At 36.4% G+C, this 21,459-nt stretch carries 16 protein-coding genes and 1 tRNA gene; 9 read left to right on the top strand and 8 right to left on the bottom strand.

Annotated features, from left to right (window positions below; genetic code table 11):
* The first annotated feature begins 7 nt into the window (after window positions 1-7).
* Window positions 8-976, top strand: a complete 969-nt coding sequence (locus tag DKG80_RS16825) for a YpdA family putative bacillithiol disulfide reductase (RefSeq protein ID WP_109832537.1) — start codon at window positions 8-10, stop codon at window positions 974-976.
* A gap of 402 nt (window positions 977-1,378) precedes the next feature.
* Here DKG80_RS16825 and DKG80_RS16820 read toward each other — a convergent pair whose 3' ends face one another.
* Together DKG80_RS16820 and DKG80_RS16815 are read right to left on the bottom strand one after the other, a co-directional pair.
* The gene (locus DKG80_RS16820; protein ID WP_109832536.1) at window positions 1,379-2,875 is read right to left on the bottom strand and encodes a sensor histidine kinase; all 1,497 of its coding nucleotides are present in this window, start codon (window positions 2,873-2,875) and stop codon (window positions 1,379-1,381) included.
* Window positions 2,868-3,584 carry a response regulator transcription factor gene (locus DKG80_RS16815; RefSeq protein WP_109832535.1) on the bottom strand — a complete coding sequence of 239 codons (717 nt, stop codon included), beginning with the start codon at window positions 3,582-3,584 and terminating at the stop codon, window positions 2,868-2,870. Before DKG80_RS16815 ends, DKG80_RS16820 begins: the two co-directional genes overlap by 8 nt.
* Before the next feature lie 336 nt (window positions 3,585-3,920).
* Between DKG80_RS16815 and DKG80_RS16810 the strand changes: the two genes are divergently transcribed.
* Window positions 3,921-4,811, top strand: a complete 891-nt coding sequence (locus tag DKG80_RS16810) for an anti-sigma factor (protein ID WP_221409149.1) — start codon at window positions 3,921-3,923, stop codon at window positions 4,809-4,811.
* A 68-nt stretch (window positions 4,812-4,879) separates the two neighbouring features.
* Here the strand turns inward: DKG80_RS16810 and DKG80_RS16805 are convergent, their stop codons facing one another.
* The 3 genes from DKG80_RS16805 to DKG80_RS16795 form a co-directional block, all read right to left on the bottom strand.
* The gene (locus DKG80_RS16805; protein ID WP_109832534.1) at window positions 4,880-5,329 is read right to left on the bottom strand and encodes a GreA/GreB family elongation factor; all 450 of its coding nucleotides are present in this window, start codon (window positions 5,327-5,329) and stop codon (window positions 4,880-4,882) included.
* 13 nt (window positions 5,330-5,342) lie between these two features.
* A tRNA-Val gene (locus DKG80_RS16800) sits at window positions 5,343-5,417 on the bottom strand.
* A 126-nt stretch (window positions 5,418-5,543) separates the two neighbouring features.
* A complete protein-coding gene (locus DKG80_RS16795) occupies window positions 5,544-6,317 on the bottom strand; it encodes a class I SAM-dependent methyltransferase (RefSeq protein WP_109832533.1) in 774 nt (257 codons plus the stop codon).
* A 61-nt stretch (window positions 6,318-6,378) separates the two neighbouring features.
* On the opposite strand from DKG80_RS16795, the gene DKG80_RS16790 reads away from it, so the two are divergent.
* Together DKG80_RS16790 and rlmB are read left to right on the top strand one after the other, a co-directional pair.
* Entirely contained in the window at window positions 6,379-7,563 is a 1,185-nt protein-coding gene (locus DKG80_RS16790) for a GWxTD domain-containing protein (protein ID WP_109832532.1), read from the top strand.
* Complete coding sequence (rlmB, locus tag DKG80_RS16785) at window positions 7,542-8,330, top strand: 23S rRNA (guanosine(2251)-2'-O)-methyltransferase RlmB (RefSeq protein ID WP_109832531.1); 789 nt, start codon at window positions 7,542-7,544, stop codon at window positions 8,328-8,330. The genes DKG80_RS16790 and rlmB overlap by 22 nt, the downstream gene beginning before the upstream one ends.
* A 55-nt stretch (window positions 8,331-8,385) precedes the next feature.
* Here rlmB and DKG80_RS16780 read toward each other — a convergent pair whose 3' ends face one another.
* Entirely contained in the window at window positions 8,386-9,459 is a 1,074-nt protein-coding gene (locus DKG80_RS16780; RefSeq protein ID WP_109832530.1) for a mannose-1-phosphate guanylyltransferase, read from the bottom strand.
* Window positions 9,460-9,654: 195 nt separating this feature from the next.
* Here DKG80_RS16780 and recQ point away from each other — a divergent pair, with 195 nt between their 5' ends.
* The 4 genes from recQ (at window position 9,655) to DKG80_RS16760 (ending at window position 15,234) form a co-directional block, all read left to right on the top strand.
* A complete protein-coding gene (gene recQ / locus DKG80_RS16775) occupies window positions 9,655-11,841 on the top strand; it encodes a DNA helicase RecQ (protein ID WP_109832529.1) in 2,187 nt (728 codons plus the stop codon).
* A gap of 111 nt (window positions 11,842-11,952) precedes the next feature.
* Window positions 11,953-13,236: a phosphoribosylamine--glycine ligase gene (gene purD, locus DKG80_RS16770; protein ID WP_109832528.1), complete on the top strand. Its 1,284-nt coding sequence runs from the start codon at window positions 11,953-11,955 to the stop codon at window positions 13,234-13,236.
* 164 nt (window positions 13,237-13,400) lie between these two features.
* Window positions 13,401-14,738, top strand: a complete 1,338-nt coding sequence (gene ricT / locus DKG80_RS16765) for a PSP1 domain-containing protein (protein ID WP_109832527.1) — start codon at window positions 13,401-13,403, stop codon at window positions 14,736-14,738.
* A 4-nt stretch (window positions 14,739-14,742) separates the two neighbouring features.
* Complete coding sequence (locus DKG80_RS16760) at window positions 14,743-15,234, top strand: gliding motility lipoprotein GldH (protein WP_109832526.1); 492 nt, start codon at window positions 14,743-14,745, stop codon at window positions 15,232-15,234.
* On the opposite strand, the gene DKG80_RS16755 is transcribed toward DKG80_RS16760, so the two are convergent.
* Together DKG80_RS16755 and DKG80_RS16750 are read right to left on the bottom strand one after the other, a co-directional pair.
* Window positions 15,235-19,266 (bottom strand): AAA domain-containing protein, encoded by a 4,032-nt coding sequence (locus DKG80_RS16755; RefSeq protein WP_109832525.1) that lies wholly within the window; start codon window positions 19,264-19,266, stop codon window positions 15,235-15,237.
* Between the two features lie 63 nt (window positions 19,267-19,329).
* Window positions 19,330-20,253, bottom strand: a complete 924-nt coding sequence (locus DKG80_RS16750) for a helix-hairpin-helix domain-containing protein (RefSeq protein WP_109832524.1) — start codon at window positions 20,251-20,253, stop codon at window positions 19,330-19,332.
* 212 nt (window positions 20,254-20,465) lie between these two features.
* On the opposite strand from DKG80_RS16750, the gene DKG80_RS16745 reads away from it, so the two are divergent.
* Window positions 20,466-21,458 carry an aspartate-semialdehyde dehydrogenase gene (locus DKG80_RS16745; RefSeq protein ID WP_109832523.1) on the top strand — a complete coding sequence of 331 codons (993 nt, stop codon included), beginning with the start codon at window positions 20,466-20,468 and terminating at the stop codon, window positions 21,456-21,458.
* Window position 21,459 lies beyond the last annotated feature (1 nt).

Genomic DNA, 21,459 nt, shown 5'->3' with positions numbered 1-21,459 from the left:
TAGCCTCATGCAGAAGCAATCTTATGATGTAGTAATTATCGGTGCTGGCCCTATTGGCTTAGCATGTGGAATCGAAGCTAAAAAGAAGGGTTTATCATATATAATAATAGATAAAGGGTGTTTGGTAAATTCTCTTTACAACTATCCTAAAAACATGACGTTTTTCTCTACTTCTGAAAAACTTGAGATTGGGGGAGTACCTTTCGTATCACATAATCCGAAGCCTACCAGAAGTGAGGCTCTTGAATACTATAGAAGAGTAGCTATGAATTGGGAGCTAAATATCGGGCTCTACGAAGAAATAGTTTCTGTAGATAAAGAAACCAACTTCAAAATAGTAAGTAGTAAGGCTCATTATGAAGCCAAGAATCTAGTGATTGCAACTGGCTTTTACGATTTACCTTTCTTGTTAAACGTACCTGGAGAAAGCCTAACGAAAGTAAAACATTACTATGATGAGCCTCATCCGTACTTTGGTCAAAAAATAATAGTGATAGGAGCGGCTAATTCTTCTGTGGATGCTGCATTGGAGACATACAGAAAAGGTGCTGAGGTAACTATGGTTATTCGCGAATCTGAGATCAATGATCGAGTTAAGTATTGGGTAAGACCAGATATCGATAATCGAATCAAAGAAGGTTCTATCAAGGCTTACTTTAATTCTACCATTACTGAAATCAAAGAACATAGTGTGTCAGTCAATACTCCTGAGGGAAATATGGAAATTGAAAATGACTTTGTCCTGGCAATGACGGGCTACCAGCCCAGCTTCGAATTCCTTGAGTCATTGGGTATCGAAATAGGTACAGATGAGATGAAAACTCCACGTCACGACCCCGAAACTATGGAAACTAATGTTTCAGGTATCTATTTGGCTGGTGTAGTTTGTGGCGGTCTTCAGACCAATAAATGGTTCATAGAAAACTCCCGTGTACACGCAGAAATCATAGCTAATTCAATAAAGAACCTGTCCTGAGTCATAGACAAGCGGTTCTGAGTGATTTTTGACTGGTCCTCAACGATTTTTTTGTGGTTCTGAATGAATTTTTGATGGTACTGAATAAAAATCTTGTGGTTACCAGTCATTTTATAGCGGTTACCAATGATTTTCTTGTGGTACTAATTGATTTTGGTATGGTTCTGAATCATTTCTGAACGGTTCTGAGTCAATGACTGAAGGGACTGAACGAAAATTTTCACGTACTCTTTAAATATTTAATGGGAATTAGCCATCCAGAATAAAGTTGACTGTTTTTTTAACAACATTTTGTTCTTAGCTGTCTTTACAGGGATATTCTTAAACCTGAATTGAGTCAGCAAATACTTTTTCCCTTCTCAATAGTAAAACCTTGGGCTCACTTATTGCCTATACTAGCTATCAAGCCTGATAGCTAGGTAAACTAAAGTAAAAGGTACTTCCCTCATTGGGCTTACTCATCACTCGTATAGTAGAGTCATGTAGCTCCATGATTTTTTTAACGATCGCCAGACCTAATCCGACTCCTGATTTAGTAGCTTTTTCGCCTTTGGCTTGTCTATACCTTTCAAAAATTTGAGCTTGTTCCTCTTCAGGTATTCCTGGGCCTGAATCCTTTATATTAACTACGACACTATCTTTTGTAGAATCCACCACCACTTTGATTACTCCATTTTCAGGAGTGAATTTCATGGCGTTGTCCATCAAATTTTGAATGGCTCTTTCTACTAGACTAATATCTGCAAACACAAGTGGAACGGTCTCATGCTGTCCCACTTCCAATGTTATGTTCTTTTCGTTGGCTATGACTTGGTACTTGGCATTTAGGTCATATACCAAATCCAATATCGAAAATGGTTCTTTAACGGGTTCAACTTGTTTGGCTTCGAGTTTAGAATATTCAAATAACTGGCTTACCAAAGTCGACAACTGTTCACTACTGGTATGAATGATATTGAGATATTTTTCTTGATCTTCCTTAGATAAGGAATCACCTTTTATCTGAAGCGTTTCAATATAGCCTCGAAGTACTGCTAGTGGAGTTCTTAGATCATGGCTGACGTTTGCGATTAGCTCTCTTCGGAGCAAATCGACTGATTTTATCTCATCGATATTTCGTTCAATAGTATCAGCCATGTCATTGAATGTAGTAGCCAATACGGATAGGTCCGAGTTATCTGATTCGGTAACTCTTACTTTGATGTCACCTTCTCTGAAACGCTGTACCTTATCAATGATTACTCTTAAGTTTTTGGTCAAGAACCAAATGGCTAGGAATCCACCCAGTCCCGAGAATATCATGGTCAAAAGTCCTGCTCCTATTCCCAATTGAAAAGTCAAACTTGATAGGAGCTTATTATTGACATCTGTCAATGCCTGACCGGCTAATACGATGTATATAAAGCCTGTTTTGTCACCTACTTTGTATGGGGCAGCTGAGAATATTTTCTTTTCATTTTGGTTTCTAGGATCGTCTCCGAGTATTAAATGCTGACCACCGCATTTCATGAAGTCTTCGACTGGTGCTAAGTCTACTCTGCTCATTGGATTCTTCGCATCATCCTCATCTAGTACTACTGAATACAGTATCAAACCTTCATCATCTAGCAAATAGACTTCGATACTTGGGTTGACAGCCATCATATCATGCATCAAGCCTCCAAAAAGGGCTTTGTTTACACTACCATCTTCTAAGAAGGGGGCTTCATTTTTAAACTTTTCAGTAATCAGATGGTCTGCCAAATGTGCATTGAGCTTTTGAGAAGTCTCTGCCACATATCTATTCATGAAGAATACTGTGGTGAATATGTAGGCTGCCCCCATGAGCAACACTACAAGGAAAAAAGTCAGAACTAATTTTTGTATTAGTTGAATGGATACGGATCTAGTCTTAGGCATGTAGTATTACGTCTTCGTTGAACTTATAACCAATTCCCCATGTCGTCATGATATAGGTCGGGGATGCCATATCAGGTTCTATTTTAGCTCTTAGTCTATTAATATGTGCATTGACAGTATGCTCATATCCTTCAAAGTCATAACCCCAAATTAGTTTTAACAATTCTGATCGGGTATAACTTCGACCGGGTTTAGAGGCCATTAAGGTCAATAATTCGAATTCTTTTGGTGATAGCTCAATTTTATTTCCATTCAACAGAACCTTTCGCTTTTCAATATCAATGGATAGGTTTTCAAAATTGAGAACAACTTCATTTTGACTTTCAGCAGACTCCACATCCATCTTTGTACGTCTGAAAACAGCTTTGACTCTAGCTATAAATTCGCGAACACTAAATGGCTTCGTGATGTAATCGTCTGCCCCTATCTCTAGACCTAACACTCGGTCGATCTCCTCACTTTTCGCCGTCAGCATAATAATAGGAACATTACTTGTAGACCTGACTCTTCTACAGATTTCTATTCCGTCCATACTGGGAAGGGTTATATCTAGTATAATTAGGTCAGGGTCGAAGGTAGAAAATCTATCTAAGCCTTTCTGCCCATCCATCTCTGCTACGATTTCACACTGTAGATCCGAAAGGTGAATTTTCAGCAAATTGACGATCTCTGGATCATCTTCTACAATGAGGACTTTTTTGGTATTCATGTTGTCTGAGTCTAAAGAATATTCGAAAGAAGCAAAAAGATATCACAGAACTATCACAATCTCATCAAGGCTTTGTGATCGATTTGGTATACAAACTGCGATTCAGAGCAAATTCTTGCTATTATCCTGCTTTTTAGCCGATTAAGCTGTTATGATAACGTACAGAATCGTTATTTGGCTGTGATTATTTGGTAACATTTCATGCGTTGATTTGAATAAACAAAAACAGTTTATCTCATGGAACTGACATTCTTGAATGATCATTTATACTCGCAACAAGATGATTATTTAAGAACATAAAGTTTCATGTGACTATCAAACTAAAAACATAAACACATGAAAACATTGAACAAACTTATCCTTCTATCACTAGTTGTGCTAGTTGCAGGATCTTTGACAAGCTGTGACGATGATGAAAACGATTCATCAAAACCTTCTTCTTTGACTTTGAATCTTTCTGGTCTAGAAGATCTTGGTAGTGGTTATGCATACGAAGGCTGGATTATCGTAGATGGTTCACCTGTTACTACTGGTACCTTTACTGTTGATGCCGATGGTAAATTATCTGCTACTTCTTTTGAAGTAGATGCTGATCAATTGGCTGCTGCTACTAATTTCGTTCTTTCAATAGAGCCTTCTCCAGATAGTGATCCTGCTCCAGCAGATACTAAGCTTTTAATCGGTGAATTCAGCGGAAACTCAGCAACTGTTTCTACAGGTACTGTAAGTGAGGGAGACTTTACTGCTTCTACTGGAGAGTATATCGTAGCTGCACCTACTGCTAGTGCTGATCTTATGGGTGCTACTTATAGCGGAATTTGGTTCTTAAATAATGAGAGTATGCCGATGGTTGCTGGTTTAGATTTACCAGAACTTGCTGCTGGATGGAAGTATGAAGGATGGGTAGTTATAGATGGTGTTCCTGTAAGTACTGGTACTTTCACAGCAGTAGACGAAGCTGATGATGCTTCTCCTCATAGTGATGGAGGTCCAGCATTCCCAGGTGAAGATTTCTTAACTGACGCACCTTCGACTTTGACATTCCCTACTGATATCAGAGGAGGAGCGGCAGTTATCTCTATCGAGCCTTCTCCAGACAATAGCGCTGCTCCATTTGCTTTGAAACCATTACTTCATTCTATTCCTGAAGATGCAGCTGCAGGAACTGTATTGACAATGGGTAACAATACTAACGCAAGTTTCCCTTCTGGAACTGTAACTAGATAATAGACAGGAAATCTGTAAAACTTTGATTTATAAGAGAACCGTCATATTTATATGGCGGTTTTTTTTATTTAAGCCACTTTTTGAATTTCAAATGACTTGCCCTGCCAATCAAAACTTTCTCCTTCTTTCTTACCCAGCATCGCTTGGGCAATTGGTGAGATTGCAGAAATGGCAAATACTGTAGTATTTCCAATAATCACCTTACCTAGAGATGTAGAAATAAAGTAGGTCATTGAATTAGCAAAAACTATTGCGCCAAGCTCAATCGAATCCGACTTTGTTTCTGAATCAATTCCTATCAGAGTCTTCTTCATTCCTAATAATTCTGACAAATGTTTAGCATTCATGTCTCTTTCATTTTGAGACATGGCACGACCAGTTTCATACTTGTCACCAGCACTGGACTTAGTTTCATTGTTAGCAGACTGTTGCGCTTGATCAATTGCTTTTTGTGTCACATCTATTTTAGAATCTATAATAGATAGACATTCCTCTAAAAGGTCTTTTTTATTAATCATAATTAGAAAGGAGTGGGGCGTACTGGATTCGAACCAGTGACCTCTGCCCTGTCAAGGCAGCGCTCTAAACCAACTGAGCTAACGTCCCATAAGAATTGGGAGGCCAAAAATAATTAAAATTAATAGACACACAATCTAAGAATAAACCTGAATAGATATATGAAAAATATTATCTACAACAGCACTTACTGCTAACGCATTAGCAGTAAGTAATTTATTTAGTCATGATGCAGAACAAATCTAAATTCTGATCACTTTCCTCGTTTAAGAAAAAATCTTCTCGTTTAATCTCTGCCACGAGACCTTCTGCCTGTTTCTGTAGTTTATTTCTATTCAGCCTATTCAAAACATCATAAGGAATCCTCAAAACACTATTAGGAAGTCTATATTGAAGGTTGAATATATCAAAACGCGTAATTTTTCTAACAGATTCCCGATTTTGCTCGTGATAGGTCATAACTTTTTCATTTCCCGCAATGCCCTTCATTTCCACTTTACTAAATATCTCAGAAGCTAGCATTTTTAATTCCTTACCAGTGTACTCTCTGATATGCCAAGGATTTCGACTCAGTGTCTGTTTAATATTAGGCGTAGTAATAATTGCTTGTCCTCCTGGCTTTAAAACTCTTAGAATTTCCTGAAGAAAAAGCTTATCCTCTTTTATATGTTCGATCACCTGAAAACTGATAACCGTATCGAAGCTATCGTCTTCCAGTTCAGAAAACGGTGGAAAAGTAGTCTGTCTAAAGTCAACCTCTGGAAATCTCTCTTTCAGACTATCAATTGCCGATTGTATTTTGTCCAAAGCTGTGTAGCTCTCTGCTTGAGGAGCTAATAAAGCAATTCCTCTTCCTTCTCCACAACCGGGTTCTAAAACCTTGCCTTTAACAAATGCTTGTGCTTCATAATACGCACTCAATAACCTCTGGTGTATTACATTATCTGATGCGATTTCGTCAGATGCGATTTCTGTAGTGTAGATAGACATATGCGGCAAAAATAGAATATTATCCACCTTTGCACTCTAAAAATCGTCTATATTCGTTTTCATGTCAACAACACTGATTTTTCGACCAGTATTAGGCTTTTTCTTTCTGCTTGCAAGCTTTTGTGCAAGTAGCTTAGATCTGTCTAAAGTGGATTATAGCTACCTATACAAAGACACTAACGTCAATTTCAAATACCAAGTAGCAGAAAGAGAAGGCACGTATAGACTTCATATCAATATGGAATTAAGAAAAGTGGGTGCAAATGATGACATAAAGAATTTCGAAATTACTTCTCAAAAAAAATTCACAACCAAAAAGGGCTCTCCGGTGGAGATGCTTACCAACTACAAATCAGGAAATGGCAACATCGTAACTTATGACATTACATTAAAACCTTCAGTAGCTGACGATCAGTATTTAGTTGTATTTTTTAAATTTCTTACTCAGCCATACGTAATTGATATTCCTATCGGGGACGCAGTGGGATATTCTTACCCTGCATTCATCATTAAAAATCCTGCATCACCAGTTGGCATCATAAAACAAGAAGATTCTCTAGTTTTTGAAAGTATTGGAAGAGGAAACGAATATATCGGACAACTTTTTGAAGATAAATTCAAAACAGCAACTCCTCCTTTTTCAGAGCAAAAATTAGAAGAGCAAAGGTTTGAAGCCAGTAGAAAAGATAAAGCTTCATATCATTATAAAGTATTAGACAAAAACTATTCGTTCTATTTCCAAAGTGAAAATAGTGACAAAGCAGGTGCATCTTTTTACAGTCAACGCTCTTATTTTCCAAAAAGCAAAGAGCATTCTGAATTAATTGGTCCATTAAAGTATATCTCCACACAACAGGAGTTTGAAAAACTAGAAAAAGCCAGAAACAAACAATTAGCTTTTGACAATTTTTGGCTTGCTATGATTCCATCAAATAAACTTGCTGCCAGAACACTTCGAAACTATTATGCAAGGGTAAACCGAGCGACGGAATTATTCTCAGATTACAAAGCTGGTTGGAAAACAGATAGAGGTATGATTTTTACAATTTATGGTATACCTGACGATGTACATAAGCAAGAGGGTTCTGAAATATGGACGTACGATACATACAATGGTCGATTAACGTTTAGCTTTGCAAAAGTTCCAAATGAAATCACAGGATTCACTTATGTTTTGGAACGCAATAAGAAGTATTCAAATGTTTGGTACGGTCAGTTAGATAAATGGAGAAAAGGAGATACGTAAAAAAAAGTTTTGGCAATAGAGATACCTTTCAAGCACCAGATAATATGGTTTTTGGAACTCGAGCAGTAATCGAAACAATTAAATCTGGAAAAGCTATTGACAAGGTTTTTTTGCAAAAAGATCTCAACAATGACCTAACAAAGGAATTACTTCAGCTTTTAAGAGGTGTAATGGTACCTGTGTCAAAAGTACCCATTGAAAAGCTTAACCGATTCACTAGAAAAAATCATCAAGGAGTAGTTGCTTTTACATCACCCATTGATTTCGTAAAACTTAGTAATATAGTAGCGAATAGTTATGAAGATGGAACTCCCCCACTAGTGATGATCCTAGATCGATTAACTGATGTTAGAAACTTTGGAGCTATTTGTCGTACTGCTGAATGTGCTGGAGTAAACGGAATTGTAATCCCTGCAAAAGGTGGAGCAGCTATCAATAGTGACGCTGTAAAAACATCTGCTGGAGCCTTAAATTACCTTTCTATCTGTAAAGAATACGAACTCGTAGAATCGGCAAAATATCTAAAGGATAGTGGCTTCCAAATCATAGCTTGTACTGAAAAAGGTGACGATGTTATCTACAAAGCTGAATTCGATATTCCTACGTGTATTATCATGGGATCTGAGGAAGATGGAATTTCAGAAGAGCTTCTTGAAATCGCAGATTTCAAACTAGGAATTCCAATAGGGGGTGAAATTGATTCTCTCAATGTCTCTGTAGCAGCAGGAATTGTTTTATATGAATGTGTAAGACAGAGGGGATACTGATATTTTAAACTTTACGAAAGTTTGATTATTTACTTTCGTAAAGTTGAATCAAATTCTATTGGTGTTTGCTTCCAGTTTTTTCTTTTGCCGCAGCTACATATTCTCTGAACTTAGCCTCATTATCTTTTTTACAAACAATTAAGACATCTTCGAAGTCACCTACCAAGTAACCGTCCAAGTCATCTAATACCAACAACCTATCTGTTTCACTTTTGATGATATTATTCTTGGCATCCATAATAATAGCTTCACCATCCACTACATTATCATTATCATCTTTATCTCTCATTTCATGAAGTGAACTCCATGAACCTAAATCGGACCAGTCAAAATCAGCAGGAACCACATAGACATTAGGAGATTTCTCAAGTATACCGTAGTCAATTGATATCCCTTCCATTTCACTATATGCGGGATTAATATAACCTTCCTCTTTATCAGTATAATACAAATCATTTGCCTTTTCGAAAGCCTCAGCTACATCAGGAAGGTATTTTCCAAAAGACTTAGTAATAGTATCAATCGACCATATAAAAATCCCCGCATTCCAGACAAAGTCTCCACTTTCCAAGAACTGTTTTGCTTTTTCGAGATTAGGTTTCTCTGTGAAGTTTTTTACTTTCGATACGTCCTCATTACCTTCCTCATATTGAATATATCCATATCCTGTTTCTGGACGATTTGGCGTAATTCCTATTGTCACTAAACTTTCAGTAGCATCGGAAGCTTTAATTCCTTTTGCTATGATTTCTGTGAATTTTTCGGTTTGAAAGACAGCATGATCTGCCGGAGTGACTACCATTACTGCATTGGGGTCTTTAGACTTGATTTTATATGCAGCATAAGCAATACATGGAGCCGTATTTCTACGATCTGGCTCACATAATATGTGATCTTCTGAAACTTCTGGAAGTTGTTCCTTAACGAGATCAGCATATATCTGGTTAGTAACCACCAATATATTATCTTTGTTGGAAGTATTTAGAAACCTCTCGTAGGTCATCTGAAGTAAAGACTTTCCAGTACCTAGGATGTCTATAAATTGCTTCGGTCGAGAGTTTCGACTGTACGGCCAAAACCTACTTCCGACACCGCCAGCCATTATTACTACGTATACTTGTGAGCTCATTTAATTAGTTAATTTGGCTTCAAAACTACGAAGAATATTGGTTTGAAATATTAGTAACGTAATTATTACAATAAACTGATGCCTTGAGCGTCATAGAAAAAAATTATTGCAGCAGTTCGGTGCATTAATTGCCGTTTAGCGATTGAAAATCAGCATAAAATGGTTAATTTATGTATCCGTTTAATTTTGAGACAAATGATAATTACTCAAGATGTGGGATTACAGGAGCAACTGAAGAAGACGTTTGGTTTTAGCAGCTTCAGAGGCAACCAAGAGCAAATCATCAACAACATCCTTAAAGGAAAAAACACTTTCGTCCTGATGCCTACGGGAGCAGGAAAGTCACTTTGTTATCAGCTACCAGCTGTCATGTGTGAAGGAACGGCCATCGTTATTTCTCCATTGATAGCATTGATGAAAAATCAAGTTGATCAGCTAAACGCTTTCGGAATCAGAGCAGAGTTTCTAAATTCTACTTTAAATAAAACTGATTCAAAGAGAGTCAAAGACGGAGTTTTATCAGAAGAAGTGAAACTTTTGTATGTGGCACCAGAGTCCCTAACAAAAGAAGATAATATTGCTTTCTTAAGTGAGGCAAAAATTTCTTTTGCAGCCATTGACGAAGCGCATTGTATTTCTGAATGGGGTCATGACTTCCGTCCAGAATACCGACGGATTAAGAGCATCATGGAACAATTAGGAAATATTCCAATAATTGCGCTGACGGCTACAGCCACTCCAAAGGTTCAGATGGATATCCAAAAGAATCTAAATATGGAGGAAGCTGATGTTTTTAAGTCTTCTTTCAACCGAACGAATCTTTTTTATGAGATCAGGCCTAAAGTAGATGTTAACAAGCAACTGATTAAAATCATCAACGATTTTAAAGGGCAATCAGGGGTTATCTACTGCTTGAGTAGAAAAAAAGTAGAAGAAATTGCAGAATTTCTGAAAGTCAACGGAGTCAATGCGGCACCCTACCATGCAGGTCTTGAAAGTGCTACTAGAATGAAAAACCAAGATGACTTCCTAAGTGAAGATGTCGATGTGATTGTAGCCACAATTGCTTTTGGAATGGGGATTGATAAGCCTGACGTCCGATTCGTGATTCACTATGATACTCCCAAATCTTTAGAAGGGTATTACCAAGAAACTGGTAGAGCTGGTAGAGATGGTCTTGAAGGAAAATGTGTAATGTTTTACACCCTTGATGACATTATTAAGCTTGAAAAATTCAATAAAGACAAACCAGTAACAGAACGTGAAAATGCGAAGCATTTATTGGAAGAGATGTCTTCGTATGCAGAGTCATCAGTCTGCAGACGTAAACAACTTCTTCACTATTTTGGTGAAGAATACGATGATAGTAAGTGCAAAGACAGTGGAATGTGTGATAATTGTGCACATCCTAAAGAAATATTTGAAGGTCAATCATTTATCCAAAAAGTAATAGACACGGCCATCAAAACTGAGGAAAGGTTTGGCATAAAACACATAGTTGATGTAGTCAGAGGTATTGAGAGCCAATATGTGAAGAGTTATGACCACAGCAAATTAGATGTATTTGGTACGGGAAATGATGAATCTGAAGTTTTTTGGAGATCTGTAGTACGCCAAACTCTTTTGAATGAGTTTTTAGAAAAAGACATAGTCAATATTGGCGTATTGAAAGTAACCAAAAAAGGACATGATTTCTTAAAGTCTCCTTTTGAAGTAATGCTTTCTAAAGATCATGACTACAATGTCGAAAACTTAGAAGATGCGGGTCATTTATCTCAAAATAAGGCTTACGACAAGGAACTTTTCAACATGCTGAAAGACCTTCGTAAAAAGGTAGCAAAGCAAAAGAATTTACCTCCATACGTTATATTTCAGGATCCTTCTCTTGAAGAAATGGCCACAGCATACCCTACTACTAAGGATGATCTTGCTCAGATTAATGGTGTAGGAATGGGTAAGGTTTCTAAGTTCGGAAAACCTTTTATTGATCTGATAACGAAGTACGTAGAGGAAAACGAACTGGAAACAGCATCAAACGTGGTTATCAAATCTGCTGTTAACAAGTCAAAAATCAAGATTTTCTTGATTCAAAAGATTGATGCTAAAATGGATTTGGAGGAAATAGCTGATCTTAAAGCCATCTCATTTGACCAGGTTTTAGAAGAAATTGAGCACATTATTTACTCTGGAACCAAATTAAATCTTGATTACTATATTGACTCTTTTATCGATGAAGATCGACAAGATGATATCATGGACTATTTCTTAACAGCTGAGACCGATGATATCGATGAAGCTATGGACGAACTAGAAGTTGATGGATACACTGAAGAGGAAGTAAGACTTATGCGAATCAAATTCATGTCTGAATACGCAAATTAGAGTTAGCTGATACTAGATAGATCAATTACTTTTGCGGCTCCATATGGTATCGTGGATCGGTGCTATTAGTTTTTAAATACTCCTGATAAATCAGGAAACAATCAAAAATTCATGAATATTCTAATAATTGGATCAGGCGGAAGAGAACATGCACTGGCTTGGAAAATAAAACAAAGTGATTTGTGTGATGATCTATTTGTTGCACCAGGAAATGCCGGTACTAATAGTGTGGCTACGAATCTTGAAATCGGAGTTAATGATTTCGAAGAAATAGAAAGAGCTATTATCGACCAAAATATTGGAATGGTTGTAGTTGGACCCGAAGAACCCTTAGTTAAAGGAATTAGAAACTACATAGACAGTAAACCAAACTTAGCTGAAGTTCTAGTAGTCGGTCCTAGCGCCGATGGAGCACAACTAGAAGGAAGTAAAGATTATTCGAAAGAGTTCATGAACCGTCATGGTGTGCCAACTGCGGGTTCTAAAACTATTACCTCATTAAATATTAATGATGGAAAAGAATATCTAGAAACTTTAGAAGGACCTTTCGTATTAAAAGCTGATGGACTTGCAGCTGGCAAAGGTGTAATTATTACCGAAGACCTAAATGAAGCAAAAGATACTCTTGAAGAAATGCTAGGAGGCAAATTCGGAGATGCTAGTAACAAAGTAGTAATAGAGGAGTATCTACATGGTATTGAACTATCCGTTTTTGTTTTAACTGACGGAAAAGATTATTTAATCCTTCCAGAAGCTAAAGATTATAAAAGAATCGGTGAGGGAGATACTGGCCCTAATACAGGCGGAATGGGTGCTGTATCACCAGTCCCTTTTGCTGATGCCGAATTCATGAAACGGGTTGAAGAAAAGGTGGTAATTCCAACAGTAAATGGATTAAACAAAGAAGGAATTGATTACGTTGGCTTTATTTTCATCGGGCTGATGAACAACAATGGAGAGCCTTCAGTGGTAGAATACAATGTCAGAATGGGAGATCCGGAAACTGAAGTAGTATTGCCAAGAATCAAATCTGATTTAACTCAACATCTTATAGCAGCAGCTAAAAAAGAGCTTGCTAATGAAACCATAGAGTTTAGCGATGAAACTGCTACTACTGTGGTGGCAGTTTCAGGTGGATACCCTGGTTCTTATAAAAAAGGAAATTCAATGACTGGTCTCGGTCAAGAAAAGAAAGGAATTGTTTTTCATGCTGGAACAAAAGTATCAGGTGAAGAAATAGTAACTAACGGAGGTCGTGTGCTCGCATCAACAGGAATTGGCGATTCAATCCAATCTGCTCTTAATCTATCCTATGATAATTTGTCAAAAATTTCTTGGGATGGTATGACAATGCGTAAAGATATAGGGCAAGACCTTCTTAATTGGAAAGGGTGAGAATCCCACCCTTCTAATAATGAAATGAGTCTCTTGGTCAAGTACGATAAGAATTTAATTCTTACTTATATTTAGAGAATCAAGTTTTTGAATTGATTGATTATTGATAAACCTGTGATTAAAAGTGACATTAGTCATTTGTAACTCACTTAGATGATAGACATATGTCAGGATGTAGTTCTTGTAGCACACTGACAGCTGCAGAAGGTAACGTACTGGGTTGCAATAGAAATGGCGGATGCGATAGTGGAGGCTGCAACAAAAAGAATGTATTCGATTGGTTATCCAACATGGATATGCCACGAGAGGATACGTTTGACGTATTAGAAGTTAGATTTAAAAATGGAAGGAAGGATTTCTATAGAAATACTAACGATTTAGAGCTTTATCCTGGAGACCCTGTAGTGATAGACGTACCTAATGGTCATCACATTGGCTATATTTCTTTACAAGGAGAGTTAGTAAGGCTTCAAATGCAAAAGAAAAAGGTTAAGAATAATGATGATATTCGAAGTATCTATCGTGTTGCAACGCAAAAAGACCTTGAGAAATTTGAAACCGCAAAGAATCGAGAAAATACAACTCTATTCCGAACCAGAGAAATTATAGATAAACTCAAGCTTCAAATGAAGTTAACTGATATTGAGTTTCAGGCTGATAATTCTAAAGCTACATTTTACTATTCAGCTGACGAAAGAGTAGACTTTCGAGAATTAATCAAACAATTGGCTGGAGAGTTTAGAATACGTGTGGAAATGCGTCAAATCAGTCTTCGTCAGGAAGCAAGTAGACTGGGTGGAATCGGGTCCTGTGGTCGAGAACTTTGCTGTTCTACATGGTTATCTGAATTCAAAAGTGTCTCCACATCAGCCGCTAGATATCAAAACCTTTCTCTTAACCCTAGCAAACTATCTGGTCAATGTGGACGTCTTAAATGCTGTCTAAATTATGAATTGGAAACTTATATGGATGCTCTTGGAGACATTCCAAAAGTTGACAAACCACTTTTGACAGAGAAAGGTGAGGCCAGATTACAAAAGACCGATATCTTTAGAAAAATCATGTGGTTCGGATATAAAAACGAAAACGCATGGATATCTGTAGATACTGATCGAGTAGTTGAAATTCAAAAATTGAATGCTCGGGGTCAAAAGCCAGAATCTCTTAAAGAAGAGCTGGTGGAAATCGAATCTTCCAATGCAGATTTCTTATCATTGAATAATGATCTTGATCGTATTGATAAAAAATATCGAAAGAAAAATAAACCCAACAACAAGGCTAGACGGAGAAATAGATCCAAAACAAATAATAACCTTGTCTCGAAACAAAATAATAACTCTAATCAGCAAAAGGAGAATACAAAACCTAAAAACAACAAGTCAAAAGCTAAAGGAGAACAAAACAAGAACCCAGAAAACAATCAACCTAAGAATCAAAACCACAGATCTAAAAATCAAGGAAATAGACGAAATCGAAATAGGAATACTAAACCTAAGAAATAATCAAATGAAGAAACTACTTACATACTCATTAGCACTAATTACATTAGTTAGCGTATTGACGTCTTGTAAAAATGATGTGATATATGATGGCTACCAAGATATTCCAGCAGGTATATGGAATGTTGATTCATTAGCATCATTTGACTTCGAAATAGAGGATGCATCTATTAAATACGACATATCATACAATGTACGATATGCCGTACAATACCCTTATTATAATGTGTTTGTAACTCATTATCTTGTAGATTCAACTCAGTCAATTGCATCAGAAGAGCTTCAAAATTTGATGCTTTTTGATAAAAAATCCGGCGAACCTCTTGGGGACGGTGTAGGAGACCTTTTTGATAGAGAGATTCCAATTTTAAAAGGATATCAGTTTGAAATGCCCGGAAAACATTCTTTTAAAATCAAACAATTCATGAGAATGGAAGAACTTCCAGGAATTATGGCCTTTGGTCTGAAAGTCGTAAAATCTCCAGAAGAAGATCAATAATTATTGATCTTCTTCTTTAATGTTTCTACCTATCAATCTTTTGATTTGATCTCTCAAGTGATCAGGGTTCGACCAATATTGACGACTGAATAAGCTGAGATAATTCCAGTTTTTAAACTTCAAAATATAGTGCTTGTAAACATGCGATGCCTTTACACTAATAGCTCCATGATACAGCTCATCATCAGTTAATAAGCCTCCTATATAGTTGTCTTTATGTTGAATAGCTAAGTCCATATATGGCATAGTGGAGTCTATATCAACATGTTGAAATTCATTAAATTCAATATCCTTAATCTTCGCAGATAAATACCAATTTTTGGAATGTTCGAATTTTGTCTGACGATCGTGCCTTGTATTACCTTCAAATACTTTAAAAGCAAATTCAAGATACTTTTTTAATAATCTAGGGCCAGCATACTTAGCTTGTTCTACGTTTAATTGCTGAGGAAAAATACTCGTGACTAAATAAATCTTTTCCCTTGCCCTAGTAATAGCCACATTGAGTCGGTTTTCACCTCCTTCCGTATTGAGACTGCCAAAATTCATGATCATGCGGCCAGAAGAATCAGGTGCGTAAACAGTAGAGAAAATAATTACGTCTTTCTCATCACCCTGAATATTCTCAATATTTTTAACAATTAAATTGTCTGGAAGAATAATATTTTTTTCAACTGAATATTCTTCTAGTCGACCAATAATATGTAGTTGCTGTTGGACATTAAATGTAACTATACCAATTTCTAGATTGGGTTTTAATTCCAACAGCTGCTTAACCAACTCAACAATTCTGTCTGCTTCAACTTTATTTTTGTTCTTGTGCCAGACCCCTTCTACCTTGATGTACTCGATTGCTCTGTCACCTTGATTAAGATCATTACAATCCGGCAACATATCCAATCGATTATCATAAAAATGTTCATTAGAGAATCGAATCAAATCTAGATTCTTACTTCGATAGTGCCCATTGAGCTGAACTTGCATAAGATGCTTGCCAGCAAGATTCAATAAAGAATCAAAGTCCAATTCAGGAATCTCTTCTTGGTTTTCCTCTTCCCACCTTACTTGGTACAGGTCATTAGGTTTTAACTGTTTAGAATCTCCTGCAACTACGACTTGTTTACCTCTGTACATGGCAGGTATTCCTTTCTCTACAAAGCATTGTGAAGCCTCATCAAAAATCACTAGATCGAAAACTTTCTCCATCGGAAAAATAGCAGAAGCAGACTCTGGAGAAGCTAACCAACAAGGTATTAAATCAAAAATCTCCCTTGGATAATTGGCAATCAATTTTCTAACAGGCCAAATACGACGTTTTTTAGTAACCTGATGATATACATCTCGATAGGTCACCATATTATTGAGACGGTTATACTCTACATTCTTATATACTCTTTCTCGAGACTTAATGAGTAAAATTTCATTGCTAAGTCGGAACTTTTCAGAAACTGCATTTTGTAAGTCTAGTTGCATCTGCTCAAATTTTTGTGAGCTGACTGTACGTAAAACCGGATATTTAATCTCTATGTGGTCAATCCAAGCAAGTTTTAAAGAGTTATCAAAAAGTTTTACCCATTGATCTGCATTTGCACTAGGGAGCTCCTCTTGAATTTTTTCAATGACCCTTTTTTCTTCATGTGAAAGTTCTTCTTTTAGCTTGTCATATTCACAAAGAGAGTCGAAATCCAAATGAAGAGACTTGTCTAGCTTCTTCATATCCACATGTTTACCAAAAATCTGACGTAGATGTGCAATAGAAAAGTATTTTTCCCAATGTGAAAGCTTTTCTTCAATTGGTTCTAGAGCCACTAAAAGACTTTCAAGCTTCTTCACATACTCTACACCATCCAAATTTTCAGCTGAAATATAGTCATTGAGTTGTCTTATATTTCTAAGCAGATCTCTAGCTTCAATAGCCTGCTTCTGATAGAAAAACCAATTCTGTATATCAATCTTTCTGAATTTAGATGGAAGTTCAAGCAGGCCTTTAAGTTTGATTAAACCCGTCAAATTGTGTTCAAGGTTCAATCTATTATCAACTTTTTCAACCAGAATATTGAATGCTTCGCGACTATTCTTCAATTTATTGGCAACCAATACTCGTGTAATGAAAATTTTGTCTTTTGAAAAAAACTTCCACCAGAACCATTTGAGCAAGTTGCCCTTAGCTGCTAAACCTCTTTCTAATACTTCCTGAAACCTACCTAGCTCTTGAGATTCCAGTGACAATTCGGGCCCTTCGCCATCAAAAAATTGTAAGGTTGTCTTTTCTATTTCGGCAATTTCTTTCTTTTCTACTCGATTAGGCTCAGATTTCAGTAGTTTCACAAGGCCTCTGAAGGCTTGCTTATCTTTTAGTAACGAGGCTAAATGCACGATATCGGACTTCTTACGGATTATCTCCGCTACATCACCAAATAGAATTTTCTTCCCTACAGCTTTCTTTGTTACTATTTCCAGTACATTAATGTATGGTTCTATTTCATTGATATAATCAGACAAAACCTGCCTCTCTTTTACACCATAAGAAGCAAAGGATAACCTCCTAAACCAGGGATGGTTTTCATTTTCAAATTGTTCAGCATATATACTATAGTATTTCAATTTGCGTTTAAAAGCAGATATGTCACCCACTTTAAAAAATCTATATTCTTGATTGAGCGGAATGCTCTGACGATGAGGACTAGATGTCAAATAAAGCTCCTTAATAGAATGTCCACATTCGGTTGTATCAAATAGAGCTGCCTTGAATTCTTCTAATTCCTCCTCTAGCTGATCTATCAGCCTACTCGTTTTCAAGAAATTTCTTTCAATCTGAATAGCATCTAAAGAATTATTCATAGACCTATAGTCCTCTAGATGACTAATCTGCTTTTCTATCTGTTGATAAATCGGTTTACGATCATTTTTAAAATCGTGTAATAACCCTAAAAACTCTCCGAGTTGCTTCTCTTCTAATCGTTCAAAAACGACATCTAAAGCAGCACGTTTTTGGCTAACAAGAAGAACATTCTTTCCTCTAGCTATATAATCTGCTATTAGATTACATATCAATTGTGATTTCCCAGTACCTGGAGGACCTTGTACTACTGCCGAATTCCCTTTTTTTATAGCTTTCAGTGCATTCTCCTGATATGCGTCTAGTTTAAAAGGGGCATAAGTTTGATCCTCTTTAACTTTTTTAAGAAAACGATAGTAGGATGTATCTAGATCATCTGTAGTATCTAAATTCCTTTCCTTGAAAAACGACTCTACATTTTCTGGAGGTCTTTCCAGCATGGTCATATAATCTGGAACGAGATAAGACCCTGCTTGAGGAAATATCCCAATAATGGCTTGTGGAAATAACTTTAATTCTCCTTCTTTCTCAAAGTTCTCAAGCTCTAATTTTTTGACCGAATCGAAGGACTTAAGAACGTCCTGAAAATTATCTTGATTGAAATTAACCTCTAAATTTTCTTTCTTAAGTAGTTCATAGAGATCCGTTTTAAACCCTGTACTTTCTCGATCAAAATCATCAAACACTCTTTCTAACAACGTCTCATTCGGAGTCAATCCGTTGAAATAAGCATATGCCAGTAAGAATGATTTATTCATTGTAATATTTACATCCTTACGAACATGAACTAACCAGTTCTTGTGATCCGATGTAATAGAAACAGGAAAAAACATTAATGGGCATCTTACAATAGTCCCATCCGAAAACTTTCCCTTAACGATAGGCCAACCAAGATAAAGATCCCTAGCTCCACGCTCTTCATACACTAGATTATCAATTCTAGTAAGTTTTTTAAGTCGCTTAGAAAGTTTATTACTATCTCCATCTCTACTATCTTGAATAGTACACAATGGAATATTAGTCTTCCGAGCAATGATTTTCTCTAGAATCTTAAATGATGGTTCTTTCAATGCATAATCGAAATCATGTACATCCATGAATTGCTCAGTAGTCAATTTGAGCAAAAGCAACGAACGATTATTCCCAGAGAGATTTGTAAGGCGACGTAAATATGACTTGAGTATTTCCTCCATACTCGTCTAAAATACATTGAATCATTGAGATATTTATACTATTATCTATTCACTAAGTGAACTTCATTTTCTAACTTCTAGATAAGGTGATATTTTAGAAAATACAGAATCAGATATAGATATGATATTCTTAATCTGATCCACTGATTGATATTCTCCATGTTGTTTCTTGTATCTCAATATGCTATTAGCATCCTTGTAGGATATGTATGGATGTCTTGCTAAAACTTTAACTGAATCTGTATTCAAATCAACTTTTTTAATCTCTATCTCTTGCAGAGATATTTGATCTATAATTCTATCAGCCAAATCGGGTTTAATTCCATACATCTCTTTGATCTGACTTTTGTCCACAAATCCACCTAGGGCTTCTCTATACTTCACGATTCTTGAGGACCAATACTTTCCTACACCTACAATAGATTGTAATTCCGTGGTATCCGCTGTATTCAGGTTTATTACTACAGCATCTTCTTTTAAAAATGAATTAGATGTGTTTTCGACATTAGTTTTGTTGTATTCAAGTCTTAGTTCTGTTTTCTTAGAATCTGGGATAATAATGTATTTAAAATATGACTTCACTAAGCTTTTATTAATCCCATAAATCTTCATCAAATCTTTCTTTTTCTTAAACACACCACCACTCCGACGGTATTTGATTAATCGATCTGCTACATATTCTTTGAAACCAAGTTTTATGAATTCGCTTTTACTAATAGTATTCGGATTGAAGTATTGAGGCGATATTTTGGGTAAAACAACCTCCGGTTCTTGAATAGGAGTAAGAATAATTTCTTTCTTCCAAGCCTCCAAAGCAGCTTTCTCTTCCAAAAAATCATGCGGGTAATAATACTTCAAAAGCATCTTATACCCTTTTGGGATAAAAAGAATAATAGTCATCAAAGGAATTAAAACAAACATCCCTTGAATTTCATGTTTCGTAAAGCCAAATCGGCTACGCATCCACTTGGTTAGATAATTAAACATAGACTTAAAGTTTAAAGGCAAGTTAGGTACATCAGAAGCTGTTTTAAGAATACTATTCGTTAGAATAACTTCAGCTTTTCAATATTAAGTTAATATCTTAACATTTCGTTCAATATAGAACTTATAATTAATGACTCTTATCAGCTAGCTAATGATATCTCTATGAAAGTGCTACTTTTGCAATCCATTTATTAACATAAATAGAAAAGAAATTGAAATTAGCAGTTGTCGGAGCTACTGGACTTGTAGGAAACGAAATCCTAGAAGTGCTCCAAGAAAGAAACTTTCAGTACGATGAATTGTTGTTGGTTGCTTCAGCCAGATCTGTAGGCAAAGAAGTTGAGTACAACGGCAAGACCTATACGGTCATTGGGCTAGAAGATGCAGTCGCTGCTAAGCCAGACGTTGCCATTTTCTCAGCAGGAGGAAGTACCTCTCTTGAATGGGCACCTCAATTTGCAAAAGCTGGAACCATCGTGATTGATAACTCTTCAGCATGGAGAATGGATCCATCTAAGAAATTGATCGTCCCTGAAATTAATGGGGAAACGATTATGATGGATGATAGAATAATTGCAAACCCCAACTGTTCTACTATACAAATGGTACTGGTCCTAGGACCTCTTCATAAAAAATATGGTATTAATAGAGTTGTAGTCTCTACATACCAGTCAGTCACTGGGTCAGGTAAAGGAGCTGTTGATCAAATGATGGCAGAAAGAGCAGGTAAGACTCCTGAAATGATCTACCCACATAAAATAGACATGAACGTACTTCCTCATATTGATGTATTCCAAGATAATGGATACACAAAGGAAGAAATGAAGATGACAAATGAAACGGTCAAGATACTTGGAGACGAAAACGTAAAAGTGACCGCTACCGCTGTAAGAATACCTACCATGGGAGGTCACTCAGAAGCTGTTAACATTGAGTTTGATAATCCATATGATATGAAAGAGGTGAAGGAAATTCTTTCTAAAGTACCAGGACTTATCATCCAAGACGATGTGGCTAATAATATATATCCAATGCCTCTGACAGCTCACAAAAAGGATGAAGTATTTGTTGGTAGATTCAGAAATGATGAATCTAGAGAAAACGCATTGAACCTTTGGATTGTAGCAGATAACTTAAGAAAAGGGGCAGCTACAAACGCAGTTCAAATTGCAGAGTTTATCAGTGAGAAAAATCTCGTATTCTAAT

The organism is Reichenbachiella versicolor (assembly GCF_003171675.1).
In the GTDB taxonomy this organism is placed as follows: Bacteria; Bacteroidota; Bacteroidia; order Cytophagales; family Cyclobacteriaceae; genus Reichenbachiella; species Reichenbachiella versicolor.
This window is presented reverse-complemented; position numbering and strand designations above follow the sequence as displayed.